Origin of the sequence: Sorangium sp. So ce327 (genome assembly GCF_051530205.1) — a bacterium.
GTDB classification, from domain to species: domain Bacteria; phylum Myxococcota_A; class Polyangia; order Polyangiales; family Polyangiaceae; genus Sorangium; species Sorangium cellulosum_B.
This window is the reverse complement of record NZ_CP150330.1, coordinates 4,980,217-5,006,736: the sequence shown is the minus strand read 5'-3', so window position 1 is coordinate 5,006,736 and position 26,520 is coordinate 4,980,217. Positions and strand designations below refer to the sequence as shown.

The following is a 26,520-nucleotide window of genomic DNA, read 5'->3' as shown; positions in this document are numbered from 1 at the left end:
CAACCAGCTGCTCGCCTCGCGATACGCAGCCAGCGAGCGGGTTCACGATCCAGGATCGGATCGTGAACCCGGCTCAGGCCAGAGAGACCGACGCAGACCTGGAGGGAGCGCGCCCGCATCCGTACGAGATACGAGCGCGCCCGAGCTCATCCGGTCGAGGAGCTCGTCCAGCTCAGCGCGCCGGCTCCGCGTCAGCCACCACGGTCCAGGAAGTCCATCAGCCACTGCATCGCCGGCCGCATGGTGCCGTTCTCCTGCTGGAGGCCTGTGCCGTTCCTCCACGTCTTGCCGACGATGTAACCCCACAGGGTGATCCCCGGGATCTTGGGGTGATTCCAGAACATGGTGAACTGCTCCTCCATGATCTGCTTCTGCCGGTTGTCGTTCGCTTCGCCGATGTCGTACTCGGTGATGTACACGGGCTTGCCCAGCTCGGCGAGCGAGTCGATGTATCCCTTGACCGTATTGGTGTTGATCTTGAAGGCGTCGTGCGCCTGCGCGCCGAGGGCGTCGACCGGGGCGCCCGCCTCGATCACCTTCTTCGCGATGTCCTTGAAGTGCCTGTGCTCGTTCTCGTACTCGATGTTGTTGTAGTCGTTGAGGATCAGAACGGCGTTCGGGCAGAACTCGCGAGCCCACTTGAAGGAGTTGACGATCCAGTCCCAGCCGCTGGCGCCGTTGCCGCCGAGGCCGGCCGTGTACGAAGGCGTGGTGTGGGGCGGCGGCTCGTTGACGACGTCGATGTACTTCGTGTCCGGGTAGCGCTTGCAGAACTCCTCCATCCAGCTCCGCACAGCCTTCTTCTGCTCATCCGGCGAGAGGCTCCCGAGCCAGGAGGGTTGCTGGCTGCCCCACACGAAGACGTGGTGCTTGAAGATGATCTTGTTGTCCTGCGCGTACTTGTAGGTCCTGTCGAGCGAGCTCCAGTCCTTGTTCCCGCGGGAGCTCTCGACGGAGCCCCACTTACCCTCGTTCTCGGGCGTGATCTGGTTCCAGTACTTCGCGAAGCCGTCGCGCACGGCGCCGCTCGTCGTGATGTTGCCGACGAACTTCCCCTCGGGCTCGGTTCCGCCTGTTCCGGTCGACGCGCTGGTCGACGCGCTGGTCGAAGCGTCCCCGCCGCCGGCCCCCGTGGTCGCGGCGCCGGAGGTGGCGCTGGTCGTCCCCTGATCGCCCGAGCCGCTGCTGGTGGCGGGGCCGACGCCGGCCGTCGTGCTGGCGCTGGAGCTGCTGTTCGTGCCGTTGCTGGAGCTCGTGCCGGCGCTGGTGCCGGTGCTCCCTGCCCCGCCCGAGCCGCCCACGCCGTCGTCAACCCCGTCGCCCCCATCGCCACATCCAAAGAGGGTCGCCATTCCGAGCGCGATCCACGCCGTGCTGCACAGCAATCGAGAAGAAAGCTTCTTGTTCATGTTGGACTTCCGGAAGTCGGACGATTGTCGTTGGTGAAGCGGGGAGCGAGAAAGCCGGGGGGCAGCGGCACGAACGGCGGCGCCCACACTTAGCGATACGCACGCCGTGCAACTCGCGACGGATGATTCCCGCCACACCTGGAAGTGATCACGACACGCGCGCGAAGCTTCCTACATTTGCAGTTCCTGGCTGACAGGAAACGTGCATCGACAGCGCATGTTGCAATCGCGAGGCAACTTTGCGATTCAAGCGGCAGCCCAGCTCGGTACCCATGACTTAACCGATAAAGTCCCGGTCCGTGAACACATCACGGAGCTGGTACGGCAGAGCGCGCACGGTCTCACCGGCGCCGGGGGACGGCCGTGCTCTTGCGCACGACGAGCTCGGTCTCGACAACGACCCGCGACCACGAGCGCTGGCCGCTCTCGATCTGCCCGAGCAGGACGTGGAGGCACCGGCGCCCGAGCTCGGAGAAGTCCTGGCGCACCGTGGTGAGCGGCGGCGTGAAGTAGGCCGCCTCCGGGATGTCGTCGAAGCCGACGACGCTGAGGTCGCGCGGCGTCTCGCGCCCGTTCTCGTGGAGGAAGCGGAGGAGGCCGAGCGCCATCTGGTCGTTGGCCACGAACACGGCGGTGACGCCCGGCGTGCGCGTCAGCTGCGGGGCGAGCTCGTAGCCGGAGCGCGCGCTCCAGTCCCCCCGCAGGAGCGGCGGGACCTCGGCGCCGGCCGCCTGCAGCGCCGAGCGCCAGCCGTCGATGCGCTGGTCGGCCTCGAGCCAGTCGGTCGGGCCGGCGATGTGCCACACGGTCTTGTGGCCCAGATCGAGCAGGTGGCGGGTCGCGGACACGGCCCCCCCGAGCTGGTCGACCGCGACCACCGGCACCGAGTCGTCCGGACCGCCCTCGACCGCGACCACCGGCACATCGGAGGTGACGTGGCGCAACGCGTCCACCGCAGACCGCTGCGGGGCGATCACGACGATGCCGTCGGCCCCCTGGTCCCGCAGCCGCTGCACGGCCTCCAGCACCGGCGCGCGGCTGAACGATTTCAAGCTGGAGATGCTCACGCCATAACCTGCGTCGTGCGCCGCCTCCTCGAGCCCCAGGAGCGTCGACGCCGGACCGTAGAGCGTCGTGTCGAAGCTGACCACACCGAGCGTCCGCGACCGCCCTGTCACGAGCGCCTGCGCCACCGAGCTGGGCCGGTAGTCGAGCTGGCGGATCGCATCCAGCACCCGCTCCCTCGTGTCGCGGCGCACGTGGGGGCTGTCGTGCAGGACGCGTGAGACCGTCTGATACGAGACGCCAGCGAGCTTGGCCACGTCGACCATGACCGCGGCCCGCCGCCCGCCGCCCCTTTTGACGCGGCGCTCCGGAAGAGATTTCTCAGCCATCGGCGCGGGAGGATAGTCGCGGGCCGCTCGATTGGAACGGAGTTCTTCAATGTGAGCGTTCACAAATTGTTCGGGATTCTTCATTTCACTCGGCTTTCGCGTCACGGGGCGGGTGCGCGCCGGGGATCGTCGCCATCGGACTGGAGCGCGGCACCGACGCTGGTCGTTCGTCGTCGTAGATGCCATTCCCGGTGGAGCCGCGATCGATCCCGCAGATTTCACGCCGGCTGTCAGATTTGGCCCATGCGAACGGCGTGCCGACGGCTGCCGGCCGGCCTGGCCACGTCGACAGGGTCCGCGGCCAGGCCTCTCCTCCCCACGAGGGCGGCGCTCCGGAGGAGCGCCGCCGGCCCTCGTACTCAACCGGTTCAGAAATCGCTGGGCATCGGTCGATTCTAGTTGACATTCGATATGTGAACGTTCACAATCTGGGAAACATCCTTAGGCATTGCGCCGGTCAGGTCGTCGTCGTACGTCATACGCACCGGGGCATTCGTCATTGATGTCAGCGCGAGGAGAGGCGGCGGGTCTAACCTGCTGCGCGGTGCGCTCGCCTCCCGCGCCACCGACCCATTGGGGTCGGCCGCGCGGCAGCGGCGGCTCGTGTAGGTGTTACGCGGCGCGGCGCCAGCTCATCTACCGCAGCCCCGGACGTCAGGAAGGCACTTTTTCACACAGCAGGGCGGACTCACAGGAGGGATCGTGTGAAATTATCTTCTTTATTGGTCGCCGCCTTGAGGCGCGCGCCCCGCAAAGCGCCGAGGTGGCTCGATGGCCGAGGTCGCGCAGCCGGAGCCATGAAATCTTCCCACGATAGCGGTCCTGACACCGCGTGTGATCGATGGAAGGTGGAAACATCCATTCACAGCGGGATAGCCTCACGGCTGCTCCGAGCGGCCGCGTGCACTTCGCTCCTCGTCGCAGGGTGCGTGGGCGACATCGGCGCCGGCGGCTCGGGCTCCTCGGGCTCCTCGAGCGCCGGCGCGAACCCGACGGGCGGCGGTACGAGCTCCTCGGGCGGCGGAGACGCCGTGTGCAACCCGCGGCTCGAACGGCGGGTCGTGCTGCTCGCCGACCTGCAGTTCATGAACGCCATCCGGGATCTCCTGGGGGACGAGGCCATCGAGGCGGAACAGGCGCCGGACGCGCGGACGAAGCCGTTTGCCAAGAAGGGCCTTGTCGTGGGGACCTCCCTTGTGCATACGCGGCTCGCGAGGGCTGCCTACGCGGCCGAGAGCATCTCGGGGCGCTTCGAGCAGGTGACGGGGTGCGCCCCCGACGGAGACGACGCCTGCGCCAAGACGTTCCTGACGAAGTTCGCGCAACGGGCGTTCCGCCGGCCCGTGGACCAGACGGAGCTTGACAACCTGTGGTCGGTCTACGCGCTCGGGAAGGAGCAGAGCTACGAGCGGGGCGTCTCGCTCGCGCTCGAGGCGCTCATCGCGTCCCCCTCCTTCTCCTACCGCACCGAGCTCGGCGGCGCCGCGGACGGTGACGTGGTGAAGCTCGCCGCGCACGAGGTCGCGAGCGAGCTCTCGTTCTTCTTGACGGACAGCCTGCCGGACGCGGAGCTCGCCGCCGCCGCCGACTCCGGCGCCCTGAACGATCCGGAGGAGCTGGCGCGCCAGGCCGAGCGCCTCCTCGATAAACCCGAGACGCGCAGCAGCCTGAACACCACGCTGATCGCGGCGTGGGGGCTCAGCAACCTCTTCGGCACGGAGAAGGATCCAGGGCTCTTCCCCGAGTACACCCCCGCGCTCCAGGGGAGCATGTTCCACGAGACCGAGCTGCTCCTGGAGGACCTGCTGTGGAGCCGCGAAGCCGACGTGTCGGCCCTGCTGACCACGAGGGAGACGTTCGTGAACCGCGTGCTCGCGGAGGTCTACGGCGTGGAGCACACGGGCGCGAGCCCGGAGGAGTTCACGAAGGTCGAGCTGCCGGCCGACGAGCGCGCCGGGATCCTCACGCAGCCCGGCCTGCTCGCGGCGCTGGCCCGGACCGACAACACGAGCGTCGTGGCGCGAGGGCTCTTCGTGCGCGGCGCGCTGCTCTGCCTCGGGAAGATCCCGTCGCCCCCGGAGGAGCTCTCGGACGCCATCAAGGAGCTGCTCGAGGCCGACATGACCGAGCGCGAGCGCGCCGACGCGCGCGCCGCGAACTCCACCTGCGCCGCGTGCCACGCCCAGTTCGACGCGTTCGGCCTGCTGCTCGAGAACTACGATCCGGTCGGCCGGTACCGCGACACCCTCGACGGGGAGCCGATCGACGCGCGCGTCAACCTGGGCAACATCGCCGAGGTCGCGGGGAGCTACTCGAGCGCCGTCGAGTTCGCCGAGGCCGTCGCGCAGAACGACGGGTTCGCCGCCTGCATCACCCGGCATCTGCTGACCTACGGCACGGACGATGAGGCGCTCCAGACCCGTGACTGTCAGGTCGAGCGCGTGATCGAGGCGCTGCCTGAGGGCCAGCGGACGCTGACCAACGTCGTGAAAGCCATCGTGGCGTCGCCCGCGCTGACCGAGCGCGCCAGGGAGGAATGACCGTGGGCTACAACCTTTCTTACGGATGGTCTCGCCGCCGCTTCCTGCAAGGCATCGGCGCCGCCGCGGGTCTCATGACGGTGCTCAAGGGCCTCGAGTCGGCCGCCGAGGGCGCGGCGCCCCCGAGGCGCCTGTTGATCGTGCAGCGCCCGGTGGGCACCGTGTACGAGAACTACTGGCCGCAAGGCAACGGGACCAACTTCACGCTCTCCCGCATCCTGACCCCGTTCGAGGCCATGAAGTCTCGGATGGTCGTGATGCGCGACCTGAAGCTGCCGCACGAGGGGTCTGTCGGCGGCGGCCACGAGCGCGGGACGGTGCTGATGTGCACGGGGACGCGAACCAAGCAGCTGTACCCGGGCAACGGCGGCGACGATCCGATGGCCGAGGCGCCCAGCATCGACCAGCTGCTCGTGAAGCAGGCGGCCGAGCTCCAGGGCACGCCCATCGCGTCCCTCCAGGTCTCCTGCGACAACCGCGCCGACACGCCCGAGGTGTCGACCCGCCACATGTCCTACTCGGGCGCACGCGCGCCGATGAAGCCCTACTACCAGCCGCAAGAGGTGTACCGGCGGGTGTTCGGCACGCTCATGCCGGGCGGCCCGACGGACGACAACCTGGACGCCCTGGCGCGGGCGCGCCTGCAGAAGAAGAGCGTGCTGGACTTCGCAATGAAGGACCTGAAGCGCCTTCAGAGCCTCGCGCCGAGCTCCCAGCGAGACGCGCTGGAGGGGCACGCCGCCGCCATCCGCGAGGTGGAGGCGGAGTTCGACGCGGACCCGAGGGATCCCGCGACCTGCGGCATGCCCCAGGAGCCCGAGGTCATCCAGGTGAGCGGGCACATCGATCCCTACGGCAGCTCGCACGTCGTGAACGAGCGCGACGACGTGAAGCACGCGCGCATCGGCGCCCTGCACTTCGCCGTGATCAAGGCCGCGTTCCGCTGCGACCTGACGCGCGTGGTCACGTTCCAGTGGTCCCCTGGCACGAACCACGTGAGCTTCGGCGAGCTGTGGCCGCCCAACTCCGCCATCTTCAAGGTGCACCACACCACGAGCCACGATCCCGATACGCCCGACACGCTCGAGTTCCTCACGCGGGTGGAAGAGTTCTACGCCGGCTACGTCGCCGGCTTCCTGAAGGAGCTCGCGGAGACGAAGGACGTGGCCGGCGGGACGCTGCTCGACACCACGCTGGTCCCGTACATCACGGAGGTCGGCACGCGGCATCACAACTGGGACAAGATGGCGTGGGTGCTGTTCGGCGGCGAGGGCACCAAGCTCCGCGGCGGGCAGGTGTGGACCAACGGCAACCGCGGCGGCCGCTCCACCAACGACCTGTGGATGGCGATCGCGGGCTCCTTCGGGGTCCCGGATCTCGTGATGGGGGACAACGACACGCACACCACGGCGATCGAGGGGCTGTTCGGGTGACCGTGGGCCGGACGTAGCCGTCAACCTAGCCTCGCGCCGAGTCCTCCCACATCCCAACGTTTACGTGAACGTTCACGTGGTTGTGGTCGTCAACGGTTGGCCGTAAACGACCACGACCACGTGAACGACCACGACCACGACCACGTAAACGTTCACGTTGGTGAACGAGGGTGGGTGAAGGGGGCGGGTTTCGTGCCCTGCGTGACCGAACGGGCTTGGTTGACGCCTGGGGAGCCTCGGGGATGGGATACGGTGGAGCTCGGCGTGGACGTCGCCTGCGAAACGTCGTGAGGTGAACATGATGAGGTCGAGCTTCCACCTGCACCTCTTGAGCGTCGTGGCGCTCTGCGCCTGCGGAGAGGCGTCGGACAGCCCCGCGGCGACGACCGACGGCGGGGGCCCGTCGGAGGGCAGCACCTCCTCTTCCGGCGGCTCTGTGAGCAGCGGAGCAACAGGCAGCGGAGCTCCGGGCTCCGGCGGCGCAGGCGGCGCGGCCCAGAGCGGCTCGACCGGCACGGGCGCAGGGGGGAGCTTCGTGCCCGGCGGCACAGGAGGAGGCGACTCCGCTTACGTGCTCGATTGCGGCGCGAACGGCGTGGCCATCGAGAGCGCGGGCCCACCAGAGAACCGCATCAACTACGTCATCGTGGGCGACGGCTACGACGCCACGACCGTGAACACCACGTACCTCGAGCACATCGAGGAGGCGATGGCCAAGCGCTTCAGCAGCCCGATCGGCGAGCCGTACGGCAGGTATCGCAAGTTCGTCAACATCTGCGCCGTCAAGCTGGTCAGCCGCTCGAACGGCATCCCTGGAGCGCTCGGCTGCACGGGCGACGACGAGAGCCGCCTCGCGGAGTGCGACACCCGCGCGGCGGATCAGGCGCTCAAGGCGAACCTCCCCGAGGACTTCGAGGTCGACTGGCACGCCATCGTGTTGAACAACGATCGCTGGTGGAACACCGGCTCGGCCTGGATGCTCTGGTCCGGCGGGCATGAGGAAGCCGCCGGAGCGGCGCTGCACGAAGGCGGCCACGGCTTCCATCAGCTCGCCGACGAGTATTGCGCCAAGGCGACGGGCTCTGCCTGCGGCGCGAACACGTGCAGCGGCGGCGGCACGGAGTACGTCGAGGTGAACACCACGGGCAACTGCACGACGACGGCGGGCAAATGGGACAAGTGGCTGGAGTACGACGCCACCGACGCCACGGGTGTCCAGGGCACGTTCATCGGCAGCCGCTACGTGGATAGCGGACAGTACCGCCCGTCCTCGAACTCGATGATGAACAGCCTGTTCGGAGACAACAAGGACACGAGCTTCAACCCGGTCTCGCGCGAGAAGATGATCATGGACATCTGGATGCGCATCAGGCCGATCGACTCGGTCGAACCGCCCGCAGGGGCCGTCACGGATCCGGCGACGCTCGCGGTCAAGGTGATCGATCCCGACGTCATCAGCGTGGATTGGACGCTCGACGGCGAGGTGATCGCGACGGACGGCGGCCCCGTCTACAACGTCGCCGCGGCGGGCCTCGCTTCGGGCACCCACACCATTGTCGCCAAGGCCTACGACAACGCCGGCGAAGAGCTCGTGCGCTACCGCAGCGGCGAGTGCCTCGACCCTCCTCCCTCGACCAATCCCCGCTACTACGATCCCTGCTGGGGTCGCGACAACTGGCCCCGCTCGCAAGAGACGGTGACGTGGACCGTGACGATTCCATGAGGTCGGCGCGCACGCGCTGGTCCGTCGCCGCGCTGCTGCTCCTCGGCGCGGCGCTTTACCTCGTGCATCGCTCTCGAGAGCCCGACGCGCGACGGCTGCCTTCCTCTCGGCAGGAGACGTCGCGAGAGGAGGCGCCGCGCGAGGCAACGTCGCGCCGTGGGTCGAACGAACCACGGGCGTCGGCCGGCAGCACCGTGCTCGCCGCGGCGATCGACGACCTGCCCGTCATCGGGCCGAGCCCTGACGACCGCCACGAAGGCCCCGCCCACCCCCACCCCATCACGCAGCGCCACGTCGAAATCCAGCATGAGAACGGCCTGATCGGGCTGCTCAACGACGCGATGAGCGCGCGGAACGGCGCGCGCATGCGGGAGCTCGTGCACGAATATCGTCGCACGCATCCCGGCGACCCGAACCATCTCCAGGACGGCTACGAGATCATCGCAAACTGCCTCGACGCGCCGGGCGAGGCGTCGAGAGCGGCCGCGGATGGCTACTACGCCGAGCATCGCGCCTCGACCGTGAGGCGCTTCGTGCGCAGGATCTGCCTCGAAGGCGGCTGAGCCGCTTCCCCACAGGCGTTCGCCAAGCTCGTTCGATCACGCTCAGGGCGCGAAGCCCCCCTCCACCACCATCGGTCACCAACGTGAACGCTCACGTGGTCGTGGTCGTGGTCGTGGTCGTCGCGTGAGCCGGCGGACCATCGCCCCCTCCCGGCCTCACCGCACGAGAAGAGAGTTGCAGCCTGGTTCATCCTCCGGGACGGCAGAAGCGTCGCGATCCAGCAGATTGTGATTGACAGTCACATTGTGAACGTTCACATTTAACCCGGGGCACATCCTTACTGGCTTAGCTCGGTTTACGGGTCGTCATGCGCAAGGGAACATTCGTCATCGGGATCGATTTCGGCACCGACTCCGTTCGGGCGGTCGTCGCGGACACGCGGAACGGCGAGCTCGCGGGGGCCTCGGTCGCGCCCTACCCGCGCTGGGCGCAGGGCCTCTATTGCGACGCGCGCGCGCACCGGTTCCGCCAGCATCCGCTCGACTACCTGCATGCCATGGAGGCGTCCATCCGCGCGGCGCTGGACCAGGCGGGCGGCGACGTCGCCGCGCAGGTGCGCGGGATCGCGGTCGATACGACCGGGTCCACGCCGGTCCTGGCCGACGCGAAGGGCAGGCCTCTCGCGCTCAGCCCACGCTTCGAGGAGGACCCGGACGCGATGTTCATCCTCTGGAAGGACCACACCGCGGTGGCCGAGGCGGCGCGGATCAACAGCGTCGCCCGGACCTGGGGCGGCGTGGACTACACGAAGTACGAGGGCGGGGTGTACTCGTCCGAGTGGTTCTGGGCCAAGGTGCTCCACGTCCTCGAGACCAACCCGGCGGTCGCGCGCGCTGCGGTCACCGTCCTGGAGCACTGCGACTGGATCCCCGCCGTCCTGACCGGCACCGACGACCTCCGGCAGATCAGGCGGAGCCGCTGCGCCGCCGGGCACAAGGCGATGTGGCACCCCGAGTTCGACGGTTATCCCTCGAACGAGTTCCTGGCGAGGCTCCATCCGCGCCTGCCCGCGCTCAAGGCCACCCTCGGCTCGCAGACCTGGACCGCCGACGTGCCCTTCGGGACGATCTCGGCCGGGTGGGCCACGACGCTCGGCATCCCGGACGACGTCGTCGTCGCCGTCGGCGCCTTCGACGCGCACATGGGCGCGGTCGGCGGCAACATCCAGCCGAACCGCCTGCTCAAGGTCATGGGCACGAGCACGTGCGATATGCTCGTCGTGCCGAAGACCGGCGCGCCGGAGGTCCTCGTCGCCGGGATCTGCGGCCAGGTCGACGGCTCGATCATCCCGGGTGCGATCGGCTACGAAGCGGGGCAGTCCGCCTTCGGCGACGTCTTTGCCTGGTTCAAGCAGCTCCTTAGCTGGCCGCTCCTCGCCATCCTCCCTGCCCTGCCCGGCGAAGGCCACTCGCTCCGGACGACGGTCGCCGACGTGACGCTCGCCGATGCGGCGATCGAGCGGATCATCCCCGAGCTGGAGCGGGCGGCCGCGGAGATCCCGCCGGCGCGGAGCTCCGTGCTGGCGCTCGACTGGCTGAACGGGCGCAGGACCCCGGACGCGGACCAGCGGCTCAAGGGCGCCATCGTCGGCCTCGATCTGGGCACGGACGCGCCGCGGATCTACCGCGCGCTCGTGGAGGGGATCGCCTTCGGATCGCGCGCCATCGTCGAGCGGTTCCGATCCGAGGGGCTCCGCATCGACGGCATCATCGGTGTCGGCGGCGTCGCCCGCAAGAGCCCCCTCACCATGCAGGTCCTCTCGGACGTGCTCGACATGACGGTCGAGGTCCGCGCCGGCGAGCAGCCGGTCGCGCTGGGCGCGGCGATGTTCGCCGCGACCGCCGCCGGCCTTCACGCCACCGTCGAGGACGCGCAGCGCGCGATGTCGCCTGGAACCGAGGCCCGGTATCTGCCGGATCCCACGCGCGCCAGGCTCTATGACGCGCTGTACCGGGATTACGTCGCGCTGGGATCGTTTGTTGAGAGGGAGTTGACGCAATGAGCGGGATCGCCATGCAGGATCTTCGAGAAGGCTTCGAGGTATGGTTCTTGACCGGCAGTCAGGACCTCTACGGTGAGGAGGCGCTGAAGCAGGTCGCCGAACACGCGCGGGAGATCGCCGCGTCCCTCGACGCCTCGGGCAAGCTCCCGGTCAGGGTCGTCTGGAAGCCGACGCTCAAGAGCCCCGAGGCGATCCTCGCCGTCTGTCGCGAGGCCAACGCGTCGCCGCGGTGCGCCGGCGTGATCACGTGGATGCACACGTTCTCGCCCGCGAAGATGTGGATCGCGGGGCTCAAGCGCCTGGAGAAGCCGATCGCGCACCTGCACACGCAGTACGGCCGCGAGCTGCCCTGGGACAGCATCGATATGGACTTCATGAACCTGAACCAGTCGGCCCACGGGGACCGCGAGTTCGGGTACATCGGCGCTCGCCTGCGCATCGACCGGAGGGTCATCGTCGGCCACTGGACGGACGACGACGTCCTCGCCAAGCTCGACATCTGGGCGCGCGCCGCCTGCGCCATCACCGACGCGCGGCGGCTCAAGATCGCGCGCTTCGGCGGCATGAACATGAGAGAGGTGGCCGTCACCGGCGGCGACCGCGTCGAGGCGCAGGTCAAGTTCGGCTGGTCGGTGAACGGCTACGGCGTGGGCGATCTCGTGGGGCGCATCGCAGAGGTCGACGAGCGCGAGGTCGATCGCCTGGTGGCGGAGTACGACGAGGCGTACACCATCGCTCCCGCCCTGAGGAGGGGCGGAGATCGCCACGGGGATCTGCGGTACGCGGCGAGGCAGGAGGCGGCGATGCGCTCCTTCCTGAAGGAGGGCGGCTTCGGCGGCTTCACCACGACGTTCGAGGATCTGCACGGTCTCAAGCAGCTCCCCGGCCTCGCCGTGCAGCGCCTCATGAACGACGGCTACGGCTTCGGGGCGGAGGGCGACTGGAAGTCCTGCGGCCTGGTCCGCGCCCTGAAGGTCATGGCGACGGGGCTGCGCGGGGGCGTCTCCTTCATGGAGGACTACACGTATCACCTGGTCCCGGGGCACGAGCGCGTCCTCGGCGCCCACATGCTGGAGATCTGTCCGTCGATCTCCGCCGGGAGGCCGTCGCTGGAGATCCACCCGCTCTCGATCGGCGGCAAGGGGGACCCGTGCCGGCTCGTCTTCGACGCCGGGATCGGGCCCGCTGTGAACGTTGCCATGATCGACATGGGCGGCCGCATGCGGATCGTCGCCAACGAGCTCGAGTCGGTGGCGCCCGACAAGGCGATGCCGAAGCTGCCCGTGGCGCGCGCGGTGTGGATCCCGAAGCCCAATTTCAGGCTCGCCTGCGAGGCGTGGATCCTGGCTGGGGGCGCCCATCACTGCGCCTACAGCCGCGCCGTGAGCATGGCGCACGTGGAGGACTTCGCCTCCATCGCCGGCGTGGAGCTGGTCCGCATCGGCGAAGGGACCGACATCCGCTCGCTCAAGAACGAGCTCCGCTGGAACGATCTCGCCTACCGGCTGGCGCACTGAGGGCCACGACGTGAGCGCGACCTATCGAGAGCTGCGCGAGCGCGCCTTCACGGCGAACATGGAGATCCCGCGCCGAGGGCTCGCGATCTACACGTTCGGCAACGTCTCGGCGTTCGATCGAGATCGGGGCGTCCTGGCGATCAAGCCCAGCGGCGTCCCTTACGATCGGCTGTCGGCCGACGACATGGTCGTGGTCGATCTCGAGGGGAAGGTGGTGGAGGGACACCTCCGCCCCTCCTCGGACACCAGGACGCATATCGTTCTGTACGCGAGCTTCCGCGGGTTGGGTGGCGTGGTGCACACGCACTCGACCTACGCGACCGGATGGGCGCAGACAGGCACGCCGATCCCGATCTACGGTACGACGCACGCGGATCACCTGGCCGAGGACGTACCCTGCACCGAGGTGATGCGGCCGGACGCCGTGGAGGGCGACTACGAGACGGAGACGGGGAAGCAGATCATCGAGTGCTTCAGGGATCGTAACCCGCTTCACACACCCATGGTGCTGGTGGCGGGACACGGTCCGTTCGCGTGGGGAGAGGACGCCGAGAAGGCCGTGTACAATGCGGCGGTGCTCGAGGAGATCGCGAGGATGGCGTTCATCACCCGCACGATCCACCCGGGCGCCGCGCGCCTGCCGGACGCGCTCGTGCGCAAGCACTTCGACCGGAAGCACGGGAAGCAAGCGTATTACGGGCAGAAGTGACGCCGGACGTCGGGGGACGACGGCGAGGATGATTCAGGTGCCTCATGGAACGAGGCGATGGACGAGAGGAGACGAGCTGCGCCATGAAGAGGAGAAACTTTGTCACCACGGGGATGGTGGCGCTGGCAGGGCTGGCGCTGATCCTGGTAGGGCCGGGCTGTCAGAAGGAAAATAAGCAGATCACGCTCGGGTTCTCCCAGATCGGCGCGGAGAGCGAGTGGCGGACCGCGAACACGAAGTCGATCGAGGAGTCCGCCAAGGCGGCCGGGATCGATCTCAAGCTCTCCGACGCGCAGCAGAAGCAGGAGAACCAGATCAAGGCCATCCGGTCGTTCATCGCGCAGAAGGTCGACGTCATCGCCTTCTCGCCCGTGGTCGAGACCGGCTGGGAGCCCGTCCTGCGCGAGGCCAAGGAGGCCAAGATCCCCGTCATCCTGACCGATCGCGCGGTGGACACGAAGGACGACACCCTCTGGGTCAGCTTCATGGGGTCGGACTTCGTCGAGGAGGGCCGCCGCGCCGCGAAGTGGCTGGTCGAGAAGACGAAGGACCAGAAGGACCCGGTCAACATCGTCGAGCTGCAGGGCACCGTCGGCTCGGCCCCCGCGATCGATCGCAAGAAGGGGTTCGAGGAGATCATCAAGGACAAGCCCCAGTTCAAGATCATCCGCTCGCAGACGGGCGACTTCACGCGCGCCAAGGGCAAGGAGGTCATGGAGGCGTTCCTCAAGGCGGAGGGCAAGAACATCAACGTCCTCTACGCCCACAACGACGACATGGCGATCGGCGCGATCCAGGCCATCGAGGAGGCGGGGCTCAAACCCGGCAAGGACATCCTCATCATCTCGATCGACGCGGTGAAGGGCGCGTTCGAGGCGATGATGGCCGGCAAGCTCAACGTGACGGTCGAGTGCAGCCCCCTCCTCGGGCCGCAGCTGATGACCGCTGTGAAGGACCTGATGGCGGGCAAGCAGCTGCCGAAGCGCATCGTCACCGAGGAGGGCGTCTTCCCGATGGAGACGGCCGCCCAGGAGTTCCCGAAGCGCAAGTACTGAGCGCGCGTGACGGCGGCGCCGCGAAGGCCGCCGGGGAGGACGTGAGCGATGCAGAGCGGAGCCGTGCCCGTGCTCGAGATGAAGCGGATCTCCAAGGGATTTCCTGGCGTACAGGCGCTCTCTTCCGTGGATTTTCGGATGCTGCCCGGGGAGGTGCACACGCTCATGGGGCAGAACGGCGCGGGCAAATCGACGCTGGTCAAGGTCCTGACCGGCGTCCACCCCCCGGATGACGGGCAGATCCTGCTCGAGGGCCGGGAGATCAGGCCCTCGAGCCCGCAGGACGCGCAGGCGCTCGGCATCAGCGCCGTGTTCCAGGAGGTGAACCTCTGCCCCAACCTCTCCGTGGCCGAGAACATCTTCCTCGGGCGCGAGGACGCCGGCGTCTTCGCGATCCGGTGGGGGGAGATGCGCCGGAAGGCGAGCGCCCTGCTCTCGGACCTCAACATCCACGTCGACGTCACCGCGCCGCTCTCGACCTTCTCGATCGCCGTGCAGCAGCTCGTCGCGATCGCCCGCGCGATCTGCGCCCAGGCGAAGATCCTCGTCCTCGACGAGCCGACCTCGAGCCTGGCCGAGGACGAGGTGAAGACGCTCTTCTCGGTCATCCAGCGGCTCAAGGCGCAGGGGATGGCGATCCTGTTCATCTCGCACTTCCTCGACCAGGTGTTCGAGATCTCCGACCGGATCACGGTGCTGAGGAACGGTCAGCTGGTCAGCGAGACGCCGGCCGCCGAGCTGTCGCGCATGGAGCTCGTCACGCGGATGGTCGGGCGCGAGGTCGCGGAGGACGGTCCGACCCGGGCCGAGCGCGCGCGGGCGCCGTCGGCGGGCGGGCAAGCGCCCCTGTTGCGGGCGCGAGGGCTCGGCAAGAAGGGCTCCGTCAGCGATGTCGATCTCGACGTGCAGCGCGGCGAAGCGCTCGGCCTCGCCGGGCTCCTAGGCGCCGGAAAGACGGAGACGGTGCGGCTCTTGTTCGGGCTCGACGGGGCGGACCAGGGATCCATCGAGATCGACGGGGAGCCGGCGCGCATCGGCTCGCCGCTCGACGCGATCGCGCGCGGCCTCGGCTTCTGCCCCGAGGACCGGAAGGTCGAGGGGATCCTCGGCGACCTCTCGCTGCGCGAGAACATCGTCGTCGCTCTCCAGGCCAAGCGCGGCATCTTCCGCAACCTGTCCCGGGACGAGCAGGACGACATCGCCAGCCGCTACATCGAGCGGCTCGGCATCGTGGCCGCCGACGCGGAGGTGCCCATCTCGAAGCTGAGCGGCGGCAACCAGCAGAAGGCGCTCCTGGCGCGCTGGCTGGTGACCGATCCGCGCATGCTCATCCTCGACGAGCCGACCCGCGGCATCGACGTGGCGGCCAAGGGCGAAATCATGGGCAAGGTCATGGAGCTTTGCGATCGGGGCATGGCGGTGGTGCTCGTCTCCTCGGAGATGGCCGAGGCGCTGCGCTACTCGGACCAGGTCGTCGTCCTGCGCGACCGGCGCAAGGTGGCGGAGCTCGCCACGGACAAGACCGACGAGCAGGCGGTCTACCAGATCATCGCGGGAGGTCAGCCGTGAGCGCGGCCGCCGCCTCCCTGCGCCGGCTCGCCAGCGGGAACGCGTTCTGGCCGCTGGCGATGCTCGGCTCCCTCCTTCTGTTCAACCTCGTCAGCAATCCGCAGTTCTTCGCGATCACGGTCAAGGACGGCCACCTCTACGGCAGCGTCATCGACATCCTGAACCGCGCGTCGCCGCTCATGATCATCGCCATGGGGCTCACCCTGGTGATCGCCACCCGCGGCATCGACATCTCCGTCGGCGCGGTCGTGGCCATCTCTGGCGCGGTCGCGGCGGTGCTGATCGGCGGCGAGCTCTCGCCGAGCGGCGGGACCGGCATGGTGGACGCGACGCGTGTCCCGCTGCCGATCGTCCTCTGGAGCGCGCTGGGCGTGGCGCTGGCGCTCGGCATGTGGAACGGCACGCTGGTGTCGATCTTCGGCATGCAGCCGATCATCGCGACCCTGATCCTGCTCGTCACGGGGCGAGGCATCGCCCAGCTCATCACGGGCGGCCAGATCATCACCATCTACTACAGCCCGTATCACGTCATCGGGAACGGCTTCCTCCTCGGGATCCCGGTCTCGCTGTTCATCGTGGCGGGCGTGAGCGCCGTCGTCTGGCTCTTGACCCGCAAGACCGCGCTCGGGATGTTCATCGAGGCGATCGGCGTGAACCCGGTCGCCTCGCGGCTGGCCGGGATCCGCGCGCGCACGATCACCTTCGCCTGTTACGCCGTGTGCGGCCTGTGCGCCGGCATCGCCGGGCTCATCGTGAGCTCGAACGTCAAGAGCGCCGACGGGAACAACGCGGGCCTCCTCTTCGAGCTCGACGCCATCCTGGCCGTGGTCCTGGGCGGGACGTCGCTCTCCGGGGGCAAGTTCACGCTGGCGGGGAGCGTCGTCGGCGCCCTGATCATCCAGACGCTCACCACCACCATCTACTCCGCCGGCGTGCCCCCGGAGGTCAACCTGGTGGTGAAGGCGCTCGTCGTCTTCCTGATCACCATCCTGCAGTCGCAGAAGGTCAGGGATCTCATCGCAAAGCAACGGACGAGGAGGCTGGTCACACCATGATCGACACCGCCGCCGTGACCGGACGGAGCGGCACCATCGCCGCGCCCGGACGGAGCGGCACCACCGCCGCGACCGGGCGCGCCGTCCGGATCGACCCGAGGCACCTGCCGCTCGCGGTCACCAGCAGCCTGTTCGTGCTCATGTTCGCGGCCGGGTCGTACCTGTTCAACGGGTTCTTCTCGCTGCAGGTGTTCCTCAACTTCTTCATCGACAATGCGTTCCTCTTGATCACCGCCATCGGGATGACCTTCGTCATCCTCTCCGGCGGGATCGACCTCTCGGTCGGCTCGGTCATCGCGCTGACCACGATGGTCTCGGCGTCGCTCGTCGAGAAGCACGGCGTGAGCCCTGCCGTGGTCATCCCGCTCGTGCTGGCCATGGGCTCGGCCATCGGCCTCGTGATGGGGGTCGTCATCCAGTACTTCAAGGTGCAGCCCTTCATCGTCACGCTGGCGGGCATGTTCCTGGCGCGCGGGCTCTGTTACCTCATCAGCATCGACTCCATCACGATCCGCAACGGTTTCTACGTCGACGTCTCGTCGCACCGCATTCCGTTCCTGTTCGACACCTCGATTACCTGGAACGTGGTCATCGCGCTCGCGCTGTTCGCCGCGGCCATTTACATCGCCCACTACACGAGCTTCGGCCGCACGGTCTACGCGATCGGCGGCAGCGAACAATCCGCCCTGCTCATGGGCCTGCCGGTGCCACGGACCAAGGTGCTCATTTATACCTTGAGCGGGTTCTGCTCGGCGCTGGCGGGCGTCGCCTTCACGTTCTACATGGTGTCCGGCTACGCGCTGCACGCCGGCGGAATGGAAATGGACGCAATCGCCGCCGTCGTCATCGGCGGCACCCTGCTGACCGGCGGCCATGGTACGGTCGTCGGCACCCTGTTCGGTGTGCTCATCTACGGCACCATCCAGACCCTCATCATGTTCGAGGGCACGCTCAGCTCCTGGTGGACCAAGATCGTCATCGGCCTGCTCCTCCTGGTCGCCTGCCTGCTCCAGCGGCTCTTCGAGCGGCGCGCCCGTACGGCGTGACACGACGGGGATGAAGTGCATTCCGCCAGGGTCCGAGTGGCTCCGATAGGCACTTTCGTGCCCGTTCATTGATCATTTCGGACGCCCTCGGGAATTCAAGGGTCCACAACAAGGAACTGAGAGGTCATCGTGCGCTCTTATGCAGCAGGGATTGTCACTTTCGTTGGATTGATCGCGATCGGGTGCGGCTCGGACGAGCCCAATCCCAGCCCGGCGGGATCTAGCACCTCGTCCGGACCTACCTCGACAAGCTCCTCAAGTCAGGGCGGATCGGGAGGTGGAACTGGCGGCGACGGCGGCGGCGACGGCGGCTCCGGCGGCGACGGCGGCGCGGGTGGCTCTCCGAACGCCGGCGGCGGTGGGGCGGGCGGCGACGGCGACGCGGCCTTCGAGGTGACGACCTACCAGAACCCCGTTCTGCCCGGTGATCACCCGGACATGAACATTTACCGGGAAGGCGACTACTTCTACCTGGTCGGGTCGAACTTCCACATGATGCCCGCCTTCGAGATCCTGCGCTCGACGGATCTCCTTCACTGGGAGCGCATGAACCGGGTGGTCCACTCCACCGCTCCCGCGCTGGAGGCGCAGCTCGGCCCGGGCCAGGGCACCTGGGGCGGCTTCATCGTCAAGGCCGGCGATGTGTACCGGGTCTATTACTCCATCGGGGCCACCCAGCATTTCTCCTCGGCGCCGAGCCTCGAGGGCCCGTGGTCAGAGCCCACCAAGGTCGACATCTTCCCCTACACGCCGCCCGGCAGCGAGATCTCGTACGAACGAGGGACCGGCTCCGACAATTCCGTGTTCGTCGATCCCGACAGCGGCAAGACGTACATGATCATCAAGAACGGTCTGTGCAAGTGGGACGCGGAGCACCCCAACGACTTCGGCATCAACCTGGTCACGGAGATCGATCCCAAGACCGGGATGCTGCTGCCCGAGTCGAGCATCGACATGAGCTTCATCAATTGGGATCAGGAGACCGGCGGCTGCGGCGACTTCACGAATCCTGACTGGAGCAAGTGGGCCGAGGGGCCGACGATGGCCAAGCGCGGCGACTGGTACTACTACTTCGTCTCGACGCACACGGCCTGCGGCGGCCAGCTGCACGCCTGGGCGTCGAAGAAGCTGGTCGGCAGCACCCCCGAGGACTGGACGTGGCTCGGCTACGTCCTTACCGGCGAGGAGCCGTACGCCGGCGTCCAGCACACCACGTCGCCGATCGCGCTGGAGGACGGCTCGTGGTGGGCCTTTGCCCACTCGTACGACTGCAGCAACGTGGGCACCGACGACACAAAGACCTCGAAGAACGGCGACTGGCAGGGGCTTGGCCGCGAGGGGCTGCTGCTGGAGGTGACCTGGGTCGACCAAGAGGTGGACGGGAAGACGATCCCGGTCCCGCACTACCCGACCAAGAAGGGCGATCTGCCCGCGCCCAAGCTGCCGCAGAGCGGCGTGCCCTTCCTGCTGCCCGTGAACGACGATTTCTCGTCGGCCACGATCGACCCCGCGTGGACCACCTACGGCGCGTCGGAGGACAAGTACTCGGTGGTGGATCGCCCGGGGTGGCTGCGGATCACGCCGGGTACCGGAGAGACCACGTGGGTCGTTCAGAAGGACGCGCTGCACTCGAGCAGCATGGTCGCGAAGGTCGAGTTCGCGCCCGCGGCCGACGGGGACGCGGCCGGCATCCGCGTGGGCAACGGCTACTGGCAGGACGAGCAGGTGCTCTCCTGCCCGACGTGGATGAACGACAGCGAGAAGTTCAGGCTCCCCGCCATCATGGACGTCTCGGTGGCGCGGGTCATGGAGGGCGAGGAGGACATGATTCGCTTCTCCTTCCGGTCGCGCTCGGTGCAGGCCCCGGCCGAGGCGGGGGCTGCGTACACCGAGCTTGCCGAGCCGGTCGTGGTGGGCGCGTCGGTCCCCGCACCCGCCGGGAAAGCGGTCTGGCTGAAGCTGGTCCGCTCCGAGCACAAGGCCACGGGCTGGTTCAGCACGGATGGAGTCGAATGGACCCAGGTAGGCACCGAGATCGACGTCTCCACGCTCGACGGGTTCTATGCCATGGCTCACACCTGGATTGGCAACCAGGCCGGCATGTTCGCGACCAATAGCCGTGCCTACTTCGACCTGTTCACCTATCGTGACGGATTCACCCCGATCCCGGCCGCGGAGGCGGACCAGCAGTCCGGCGCCCAGGTCGTGTCGAGCACGTCGGCGGGACCGGTGCTGGGTGATCTGGAGAACGGCGACTGGGCCATGTTCGGGAGCGTCGACCTCGGCAGCGGGGGTGTGAAGTCGAAGGCGATCGCGCTGGAGGCCTCGAGCGCCGGGGCCGGCGGCACCGTGGAGGTCTGGATCGATCCGCTGGCAGGCGGCGAGAGGATCGGCACCTGCGCCCTCCCCGGTACGGACGGCTGGGAGAAGTGGACGACGACGACGTGCAACGTGGCGCCCACGTCGGGCACGCACGAGGTCTACTTGAAGGTGAAGGGCGGCCAGGGCGAGCTCGTGCGCCTCGCATCGCTGCGCTTCGTGCCCACCAACTGACCTTGCCCGCCACCGGGTGGCAAAGCCGCCGGCGGAGTCGCCGGCGGCCGCCCCCTTCCCGGCCGGCCTGACGGCCGCGAGCAGCGAGGAAGCTGCGGCTGGACCTGAACCTCCAAGAAGTGTGGCGCGGCCCCGTACGCCCGCCGGAGCCGGCGCGCTCGGGGCCGACGGGCCTGCCGATCTCGCCGTGCCAGGCAAGCTCGTGGTGGACACGGGCGGGCTCAAGCCGAGCTACCTGGGGCCGCCGGAGAGCTACCGCGCGACGACGTAGCGAGGCGCGCGCAGCAGCAGTGCAAGCGCCGGGGAGGCGGGGGGTCGATTCCCAACCCGGGTCGGACTGAAGCGCTCAACCTGGGTCGGGTCGCCGGCATTGTTGCCACACCGAGACACTTCGCGACGTCCGTCCACGGCACGTTAGGTCCTGCCCGTGTCGCGAGCGCCGAGCCAGAAGCCTGGCATACAACTTGCGAAGCTTGCGATCGTGAGCTGAGGCCGACACGATCGAGGCCGCTCAACCCACCATGACCAATCGCTTTGACAGTCTGATCGCGCGCCTGCGCAGCGCCTGGAAGCGGACCAAGCAGCCCACCGCCCCGCGCGCTTACCGCTGCCAGTGTCAAAGGCCGGTGTTCTTCCGCAACAGCGAATGCCTCGCCTGCAAGACGCCGCTCGGCTACGAGCCCGATCGCGCCCAGGTCCTGCCGCTCAAGGCCGGCCCGACCGAGGGTACGTGGCAGATAGGGCACGACACGGCGGACGCGCCGCAGCTCTACAGGCGCTGCGGCAACTTCGACCTGGCGTCGGGCTGCAACTGGCTGATACCGGCGGCGGCGGAGGCGCCCGCGCTCTGCGCCGCGTGCCGGCTCAACCGCACCATTCCAGATCTCTCCGTCGCCGAGCACCAGGCGCAGTGGCGGCTGCTCGAGACGGCCAAACGACGGCTCGTGTCGCAGCTCCTGGCGCTGAACCTGCCGGTGAAGTCCAAGATCGGCGAGGATCCGGAGCGCGGCCTCTGCTTCGACTTCCTCGCCTCGCCGCCCGACGGGCCCAGGGTGATGACCGGCCACGCCGACGGCGTGATCACGCTGAACATCGAGGAGGCGGACGACGCCACACGCGAGCGCACCCGCGCCGCGATGCGCGAGCCTTACCGCACGCTGCTCGGGCATTTCCGCCACGAGGTCGGCCATTATTACTGGGACCGCCTGGTGAAGGGCACCGGGTGGCTGGCCCCGTTCCGGGAGCTGTTCGGCGACGAGCAGCAGGACTACGCCGCCGCGCTGAAGGCCAACTACGAGCAGGGGCCGCCGGCGGACTGGCCCGAGCGCTTCGTCAGCGCCTACGCCAGCATGCACCCGTGGGAAGACTGGGCCGAGACCTGGGCCCACTATCTCCACATGGTCGACACCGTCGATACGGCCCTCAGCTTCGGCATCGAGGCCGATGATGTGGAGCTCGACGTCGAGCCATGGGGCGCGGACGCGCTGTGGCGGCCGGACGACCGAGGGGCCGAGACCTTCCTGGGCTTCTTGAACGCCTGGGTGGAGCTGACGGCCGTGCTCAACGAGATGTCGCGCAGCATGGGCCAGCATGACTTTTACCCGTTCGTGCTGCCGCGCCCCGCCGTGGCGAAGCTGCAGTTCATCCACCTCGTGGTGAACGGCGCTCCCCCCGCGGCTGCCGCTACGCCGCCCGCGGCTGCCGCGGTGCCATAGAAGATCCTATCCCGGCACGGCTCCCGCAGCCGAGCGACCCCTGTGAGGTGCGCCCGGTGCCACGCTCGTGCTAAGCTCCACAGTGCACCATGTCGCAGCATGAGAGCGATCTACTGGCCAAGATCCTGCGGCTCCCGCCATCCGTCCGCGCACAGTTCGCGCACGAGATCCTCGCCAGCCTGGACGACCCGGCAGAGACGGAGGTCGAGGGGCGCTGGACGGCTGAGATCGAGCGTCGGGCGGACGAGGTCCTTTCCGGACTGGCCGAGCTGGAAGACGCGGACCTCGTCCATGAACAACTCGCCGCGCGGCTCGCCGCCACTCGCCGGTGAAGGCGCACTACCACCGCGAAGCGCGCGAGGAGCTCACGGCCGCGGCGGAGTGGTACGAGGGCCGGCAGCCGGGATTGGGGCTGGACTTCGTCGCCGAGGTCGCCCGAGCGGTAGCATCAATCCGCGAGCATCCCGAGGCGTGGCCCCGCTGGCAGGGGCTCACGACCTCCGTCCCGATTCGCAAGTTCGTCCTGCAACGATTCCCCTTTTCTCTTCCGTACCTGGTGCATGACAAGACCCTTGTCGTGCTCGCCATCGCGCACGGACAGCGAAGGCCGGGATACTGGCGCGCGAGGCTGCCCAGCCTGGAGGCGCCCTGAGGCCGCCTTCCAGGAAGCGGTTGGCAATGCGCCGCGCTTCGCGGCGGTATGTTCCCGTCGCCTCCGCCACAGGCTCGCGGTGGTACGCGGCTGCTCCCTCGCCCGCACCTACCGCCCGTACAGGCGCTGGAGCTGCTTCACGAACTCCGGCTTGAACACGCCGTCCACGCGGATCGAGTACCGGAAGAACGGGTCCGGCTCGACCCCGTGGTAATCCATGTCGTTGAACCAGTAGATGGGCGCGCGGACGACCGTGCGCTCCTCCCCTGCCCTGTCACAGACATAGAACCGCTTGTCGCCGCGCGGGTCGAACGAGATGGACTGCGCCGCGCCGATCGCGCTCCCAGGCTCGGTGTCCCGGTGCGCGGGCGCATGATCGTTCGCCTCGAGGCCGAAGATCACGCACCGCCCGATCTCGACGAACGGCAGGCCCCGGATGAACTCGACCGTCCGGGGGAACGTCGCCCTGGCCTCCGCCGAAAAGTCCTTGCCCGCGCCAGAGTGCTTGTCTTCCCAGCGATCGTTCTCGAGCAGATGATAGCAGACCTTCCAGGGGAAATAGACGCCGTAGCGGTACTTCAGGTACAGCATCTGCGCCCGCGTGAGCGGGTGATCCGTCTCGTCTCCGAACGTGTACTCGCGCCGCCGGTCGGGATCGAAGGCGGACGGGTCATCGCCGAGCGCGATGAAGTCGCAGAACTCGTCGCGCGAGAAGCCCCCGATGACCTCCCCGTAATCCACGTACGGGTCGTCGCGCACCCAGGGCGCGACCACGCCCATCCATTTCAGGCTGCCGCCGGTGTACGAGGGCTCGACGCGGCAGAGGCCGCGCACGATCTCGCGATCGAGCTCGGGGAAGCACGCGGCGTCGATCAGCGGCGACAGGTCGATGTAGGGGCGGCCCCACAGGCCGCAGAGCTTGCTCATGCCGTCCTCGCTCCGAGCGGTACCCGCGCGCGACCATGCCGTCAAACGTGTGGGCGCCGTCCTCCACCAGGGCGCAGGTCGACGGGGCGCGGCCCGGCGCGCGGATCCCGCGCTGCCGGCGCGCGCAGATGGCGCGGTCCTCCCGGTTCGCGGCGTCCCAGGAGGCGCCCACGTGGCCCGGATCGAAGCCTGGCGTGAACCAGCACGGGCGGGGAGCCGGGCTCGGGCGTGGAGCGCTCGGGACCGAACGCCTCGGGGGCCTCCCAGAAGGATGGGCCGTGGCGCAGACACCGAATTCGACTCTCGCCCGAATTGTTCAATCCACCAATATGGCCGTGACGTCTCGCATCGAGGCATAGGCGAGTATGCCTATACATCGCGTCAGCCGGCTTGGGTACGACGTCGTGGCAGTCACCTGCATCGGTCGAACGCGGCCCTTCGATGCATGGCTGAATCGTCAATACAAGGCAATGAGTGGCTTTCGCCGCTTGAAACCTCGGCGCCAAGCGGACACTGGAGAAAAAAAATGAGGTCGACACGTTCCTACGTCGCTACGAAACTGAGCGTTCTCGGTCTCCTGAGCATCGGCATCTGGGCCTGCGGTGAGGCCAATGACGGTGGTACGTCCTCGGCCGGCGGAGGCGCCCCTGACGAGACCACCTCCAGCAGCGCGGAGACCACGGCCACGGTCGGCTCGGGCGGTGCGGCCACGACCGGCGCCGGAGGCGCGACAGCCGGGAGCACCTCGAGCAGCAGCAGCAGCAGCAGCGCAAGCACCGCGGAGGCCAGCAGCTCGGCCAGCGGAGGAGAGACGGTCGGCACGGGCGGTGAACCGGGCGAGTGCGTCAAGGGCCAGACCAAGGGGAATCAAGTCGCGGTCATCGGAGAATCGTTCATCGCCGCGACTCACGGCATCACGCAGCAGATCGAGAAGCAGGCCAAGGCCAACGGCTCCCTCGCCCAGAACGACCGCTACATCGACAACTCCGTCAGCGGCACGACGCTCGCCAACGATCAGATCCCCAGCCAGTACCGCAAGGCCGCGGAGAACGGCATGATCAAGTACGTGCTGATGGATGGCGGCGGGAACGACTGCTTGTTGAGAGGGGACGGCGACGGGGCCCTCGCGGCGGCGCAGTCGCTGTTCGAGACCATGGAGAAGGACAACGTCGAGAAGGTGGTCTATTTCTTCTATCCCGACCCCATCGGAAACAACTTCTCGTCGCTCAAGAGCTGCCTCGACACGCTCCGGCCGAAGATGAAGGCGTTGTGCGACGGGCTCACGGCGCCGAAGTGTTACTGGTTGGACCTTCGTCCGACCTGGAACGGACACAACGAGTATACGCAAGACGGAATCCACCCCACCTCTGCCGGTAGCATCGCCACCGGAGATGCAGTCTGGGAAGTGATGAAGGAGAACTGCGTCGCGCAGTAACCGGAGACCGATCTACCGGCGACCACGCCGGCCGCAGCGCTCGCTCACGCCGTCCCCGCGCGGAGCGCCGAGAGGTACCTGCGCGCGACCATGCCGTCGAAGGCGTGGACGCCGTCTTCCACCATGGCGTAGGTCGACGGCGCGTAGCCGGGCGCGCGGATCCCGCGCTGCTGCCGCTCGCAGATGGCGCGGTCTTCCCGGTTCACAGCGTCCCAGAAGGTGAACACGTCGCCCGGATCGAAGCCTTTCGTGAACGCCGCGGGGTGGAAGTATGTGTCGGCGATCACGAGCGTCCGGTCGGGCGCGCGCGGGGCGAGCCGGTACGTGAGCAGGTAGTCGGGCTGGAGGCTCGTGAGCAGGCCCGGGAAGAGCATGGCGTCGCGCACGCGCCGCCGCTCCGCCTCGGGGACGATGAGCGGCCGCGCGCCGGGCGCCGCGCTCGTCGAGACGGTGTCGGCACCGGGCGCGAGGTCCATGACACCGCCGAGCCACGGGCCGCCCCGGCCCCAGGACACGGCGTCGTCGCACGGGGTCAGCCGCTCCAGCGCGGGGTGTACGCGCGGGAAATGGTGAGACTCCTGGAAGTTCTCCGCGCAGAGCTTCCAGTTCGCGGCGACCTCGTACTCCACCCGCCTGCCCCGCCGGAGCGAGCGCAGCCCGGGGCGCGAGAGCCAGGGAGGCGCCTCGCCGATCGCGCTCTCGAGCGGCGGCGCGCCGGGATCGAGCGTCACGAAGAGGAAGCCGAAGAGGGCGCCGGCGCGCGCCGGGAGGAGCCCGTGCGCGCCGCGGTCGAAGCCGGGCGGCGCGTGGGGCGCGGCGCGCAGCGCGCCGGAGAGCTCGTAGGTCCAGCCGTGGTACGGGCACTCGAGGTGCGCGAGGCGGCCGCACGGGCCGTCGAGCAGCGTCGCCGCCCGGTGGCGGCAGACGTTGTGGAACGCGCGGATCTCCAGATCGGCGCCGCGGAGGACGACGACGCCCGCCGGCGTGAGGGGGGCGAGCAGCCACTCTCCCGGGCGGGCGATCTCGTCCTCGCGGCCGACGCAGAGCCAGGAGCGCCCGAAGATCTCGGCCTGCTCGAAGGCAAAGACGTCCTCGTCCCAGTACGCGCGCGCGGGCAGCGGCCGGGCGCTGGGGAGCGGCGCCAGCACCGCGTCGAGATCGGCGGGGGTGAGAGGGAGCTCCGGCAAGACGGGCGATGTTACCAGAACGAGGGCGCGGAGGG

The 26,520-nt window shown here is 68.4% G+C and carries 21 protein-coding genes; 17 read left to right on the top strand and 4 right to left on the bottom strand.

Translation table 11 applies throughout. The annotated features are described in order from the left end of the window. Window positions 1-191: 191 nt before the first annotated feature. Entirely contained in the window at window positions 192-1,409 is a 1,218-nt protein-coding gene (locus WME95_RS18720; protein ID WP_437909721.1) for an endo-1,4-beta-xylanase, read from the bottom strand. Window positions 1,410-1,750: 341 nt separating this feature from the next. Next, the gene (locus WME95_RS18715; protein ID WP_437553365.1) at window positions 1,751-2,803 is read right to left on the bottom strand and encodes a LacI family DNA-binding transcriptional regulator; all 1,053 of its coding nucleotides are present in this window, start codon (window positions 2,801-2,803) and stop codon (window positions 1,751-1,753) included. A gap of 848 nt (window positions 2,804-3,651) precedes the next feature. On the opposite strand from WME95_RS18715, the gene WME95_RS18710 reads away from it, so the two are divergent. From WME95_RS18710 to WME95_RS18635, 16 genes are all read left to right on the top strand, one after another. Continuing rightward, window positions 3,652-5,343: a DUF1592 domain-containing protein gene (locus WME95_RS18710; RefSeq protein WP_437909720.1), complete on the top strand. Its 1,692-nt coding sequence runs from the start codon at window positions 3,652-3,654 to the stop codon at window positions 5,341-5,343. Next, window positions 5,340-6,776: a DUF1552 domain-containing protein gene (locus WME95_RS18705; protein ID WP_437909719.1), complete on the top strand. Its 1,437-nt coding sequence runs from the start codon at window positions 5,340-5,342 to the stop codon at window positions 6,774-6,776. Before WME95_RS18710 ends, WME95_RS18705 begins: the two co-directional genes overlap by 4 nt. A 298-nt stretch (window positions 6,777-7,074) precedes the next feature. Continuing rightward, complete coding sequence (locus WME95_RS18700; RefSeq protein ID WP_437909718.1) at window positions 7,075-8,499, top strand: M64 family metallopeptidase; 1,425 nt, start codon at window positions 7,075-7,077, stop codon at window positions 8,497-8,499. A 194-nt stretch (window positions 8,500-8,693) separates the two neighbouring features. Then, on the top strand, window positions 8,694-9,062 hold the full coding sequence (locus WME95_RS18695; RefSeq protein WP_437909717.1) for a hypothetical protein: 369 nt from the start codon (window positions 8,694-8,696) through the stop codon (window positions 9,060-9,062). Window positions 9,063-9,370: 308 nt separating this feature from the next. Then, window positions 9,371-11,065, top strand: coding sequence for a ribulokinase (locus tag WME95_RS18690; RefSeq protein WP_437909716.1), 1,695 nt, complete (start codon window positions 9,371-9,373; stop codon window positions 11,063-11,065). An 11-nt stretch (window positions 11,066-11,076) separates the two neighbouring features. After that, a complete protein-coding gene (gene araA, locus WME95_RS18685; protein WP_437909715.1) occupies window positions 11,077-12,582 on the top strand; it encodes an L-arabinose isomerase in 1,506 nt (501 codons plus the stop codon). A 10-nt stretch (window positions 12,583-12,592) separates the two neighbouring features. Next, window positions 12,593-13,291, top strand: coding sequence for an L-ribulose-5-phosphate 4-epimerase (locus WME95_RS18680; RefSeq protein ID WP_437909714.1), 699 nt, complete (start codon window positions 12,593-12,595; stop codon window positions 13,289-13,291). Window positions 13,292-13,374: 83 nt separating this feature from the next. Beyond that, window positions 13,375-14,346 carry an ABC transporter substrate-binding protein gene (locus WME95_RS18675; RefSeq protein WP_437553354.1) on the top strand — a complete coding sequence of 324 codons (972 nt, stop codon included), beginning with the start codon at window positions 13,375-13,377 and terminating at the stop codon, window positions 14,344-14,346. Window positions 14,347-14,394: 48 nt separating this feature from the next. Then, window positions 14,395-15,915 (top strand): sugar ABC transporter ATP-binding protein, encoded by a 1,521-nt coding sequence (locus WME95_RS18670; RefSeq protein WP_437909713.1) that lies wholly within the window; start codon window positions 14,395-14,397, stop codon window positions 15,913-15,915. Continuing rightward, window positions 15,912-16,970 (top strand): ABC transporter permease, encoded by a 1,059-nt coding sequence (locus WME95_RS18665; protein WP_437909712.1) that lies wholly within the window; start codon window positions 15,912-15,914, stop codon window positions 16,968-16,970. The genes WME95_RS18670 and WME95_RS18665 overlap by 4 nt, the downstream gene beginning before the upstream one ends. Further along, complete coding sequence (gene yjfF / locus WME95_RS18660; protein ID WP_437553348.1) at window positions 16,967-18,016, top strand: galactofuranose ABC transporter, permease protein YjfF; 1,050 nt, start codon at window positions 16,967-16,969, stop codon at window positions 18,014-18,016. Before WME95_RS18665 ends, yjfF begins: the two co-directional genes overlap by 4 nt. Window positions 18,017-18,184: 168 nt before the next feature. Then, on the top strand, window positions 18,185-20,569 hold the full coding sequence (locus WME95_RS18655; RefSeq protein WP_437909711.1) for a family 43 glycosylhydrolase: 2,385 nt from the start codon (window positions 18,185-18,187) through the stop codon (window positions 20,567-20,569). Window positions 20,570-20,690: 121 nt separating this feature from the next. After that, the gene (locus WME95_RS18650; protein ID WP_437909710.1) at window positions 20,691-20,840 is read left to right on the top strand and encodes a hypothetical protein; all 150 of its coding nucleotides are present in this window, start codon (window positions 20,691-20,693) and stop codon (window positions 20,838-20,840) included. 250 nt (window positions 20,841-21,090) lie between these two features. Then, on the top strand, window positions 21,091-22,284 hold the full coding sequence (locus WME95_RS18645) for a zinc-binding metallopeptidase family protein (RefSeq protein ID WP_437909709.1): 1,194 nt from the start codon (window positions 21,091-21,093) through the stop codon (window positions 22,282-22,284). 89 nt (window positions 22,285-22,373) lie between these two features. Beyond that, entirely contained in the window at window positions 22,374-22,616 is a 243-nt protein-coding gene (locus WME95_RS18640) for an addiction module protein (protein ID WP_437909708.1), read from the top strand. Then, complete coding sequence (locus WME95_RS18635) at window positions 22,613-22,936, top strand: type II toxin-antitoxin system RelE/ParE family toxin (protein ID WP_437909707.1); 324 nt, start codon at window positions 22,613-22,615, stop codon at window positions 22,934-22,936. Before WME95_RS18640 ends, WME95_RS18635 begins: the two co-directional genes overlap by 4 nt. Window positions 22,937-23,044: 108 nt before the next feature. Here WME95_RS18635 and WME95_RS18630 read toward each other — a convergent pair whose 3' ends face one another. After that, the gene (locus WME95_RS18630; RefSeq protein WP_437553340.1) at window positions 23,045-23,863 is read right to left on the bottom strand and encodes a hypothetical protein; all 819 of its coding nucleotides are present in this window, start codon (window positions 23,861-23,863) and stop codon (window positions 23,045-23,047) included. A gap of 526 nt (window positions 23,864-24,389) precedes the next feature. On the opposite strand from WME95_RS18630, the gene WME95_RS18625 reads away from it, so the two are divergent. Beyond that, a complete protein-coding gene (locus WME95_RS18625) occupies window positions 24,390-25,298 on the top strand; it encodes an SGNH/GDSL hydrolase family protein (RefSeq protein WP_437909706.1) in 909 nt (302 codons plus the stop codon). Window positions 25,299-25,342: 44 nt separating this feature from the next. On the opposite strand, the gene WME95_RS18620 is transcribed toward WME95_RS18625, so the two are convergent. Then, window positions 25,343-26,485, bottom strand: coding sequence for an aromatic ring-hydroxylating oxygenase subunit alpha (locus WME95_RS18620; protein ID WP_437909705.1), 1,143 nt, complete (start codon window positions 26,483-26,485; stop codon window positions 25,343-25,345). Window positions 26,486-26,520: the final 35 nt, after the last annotated feature.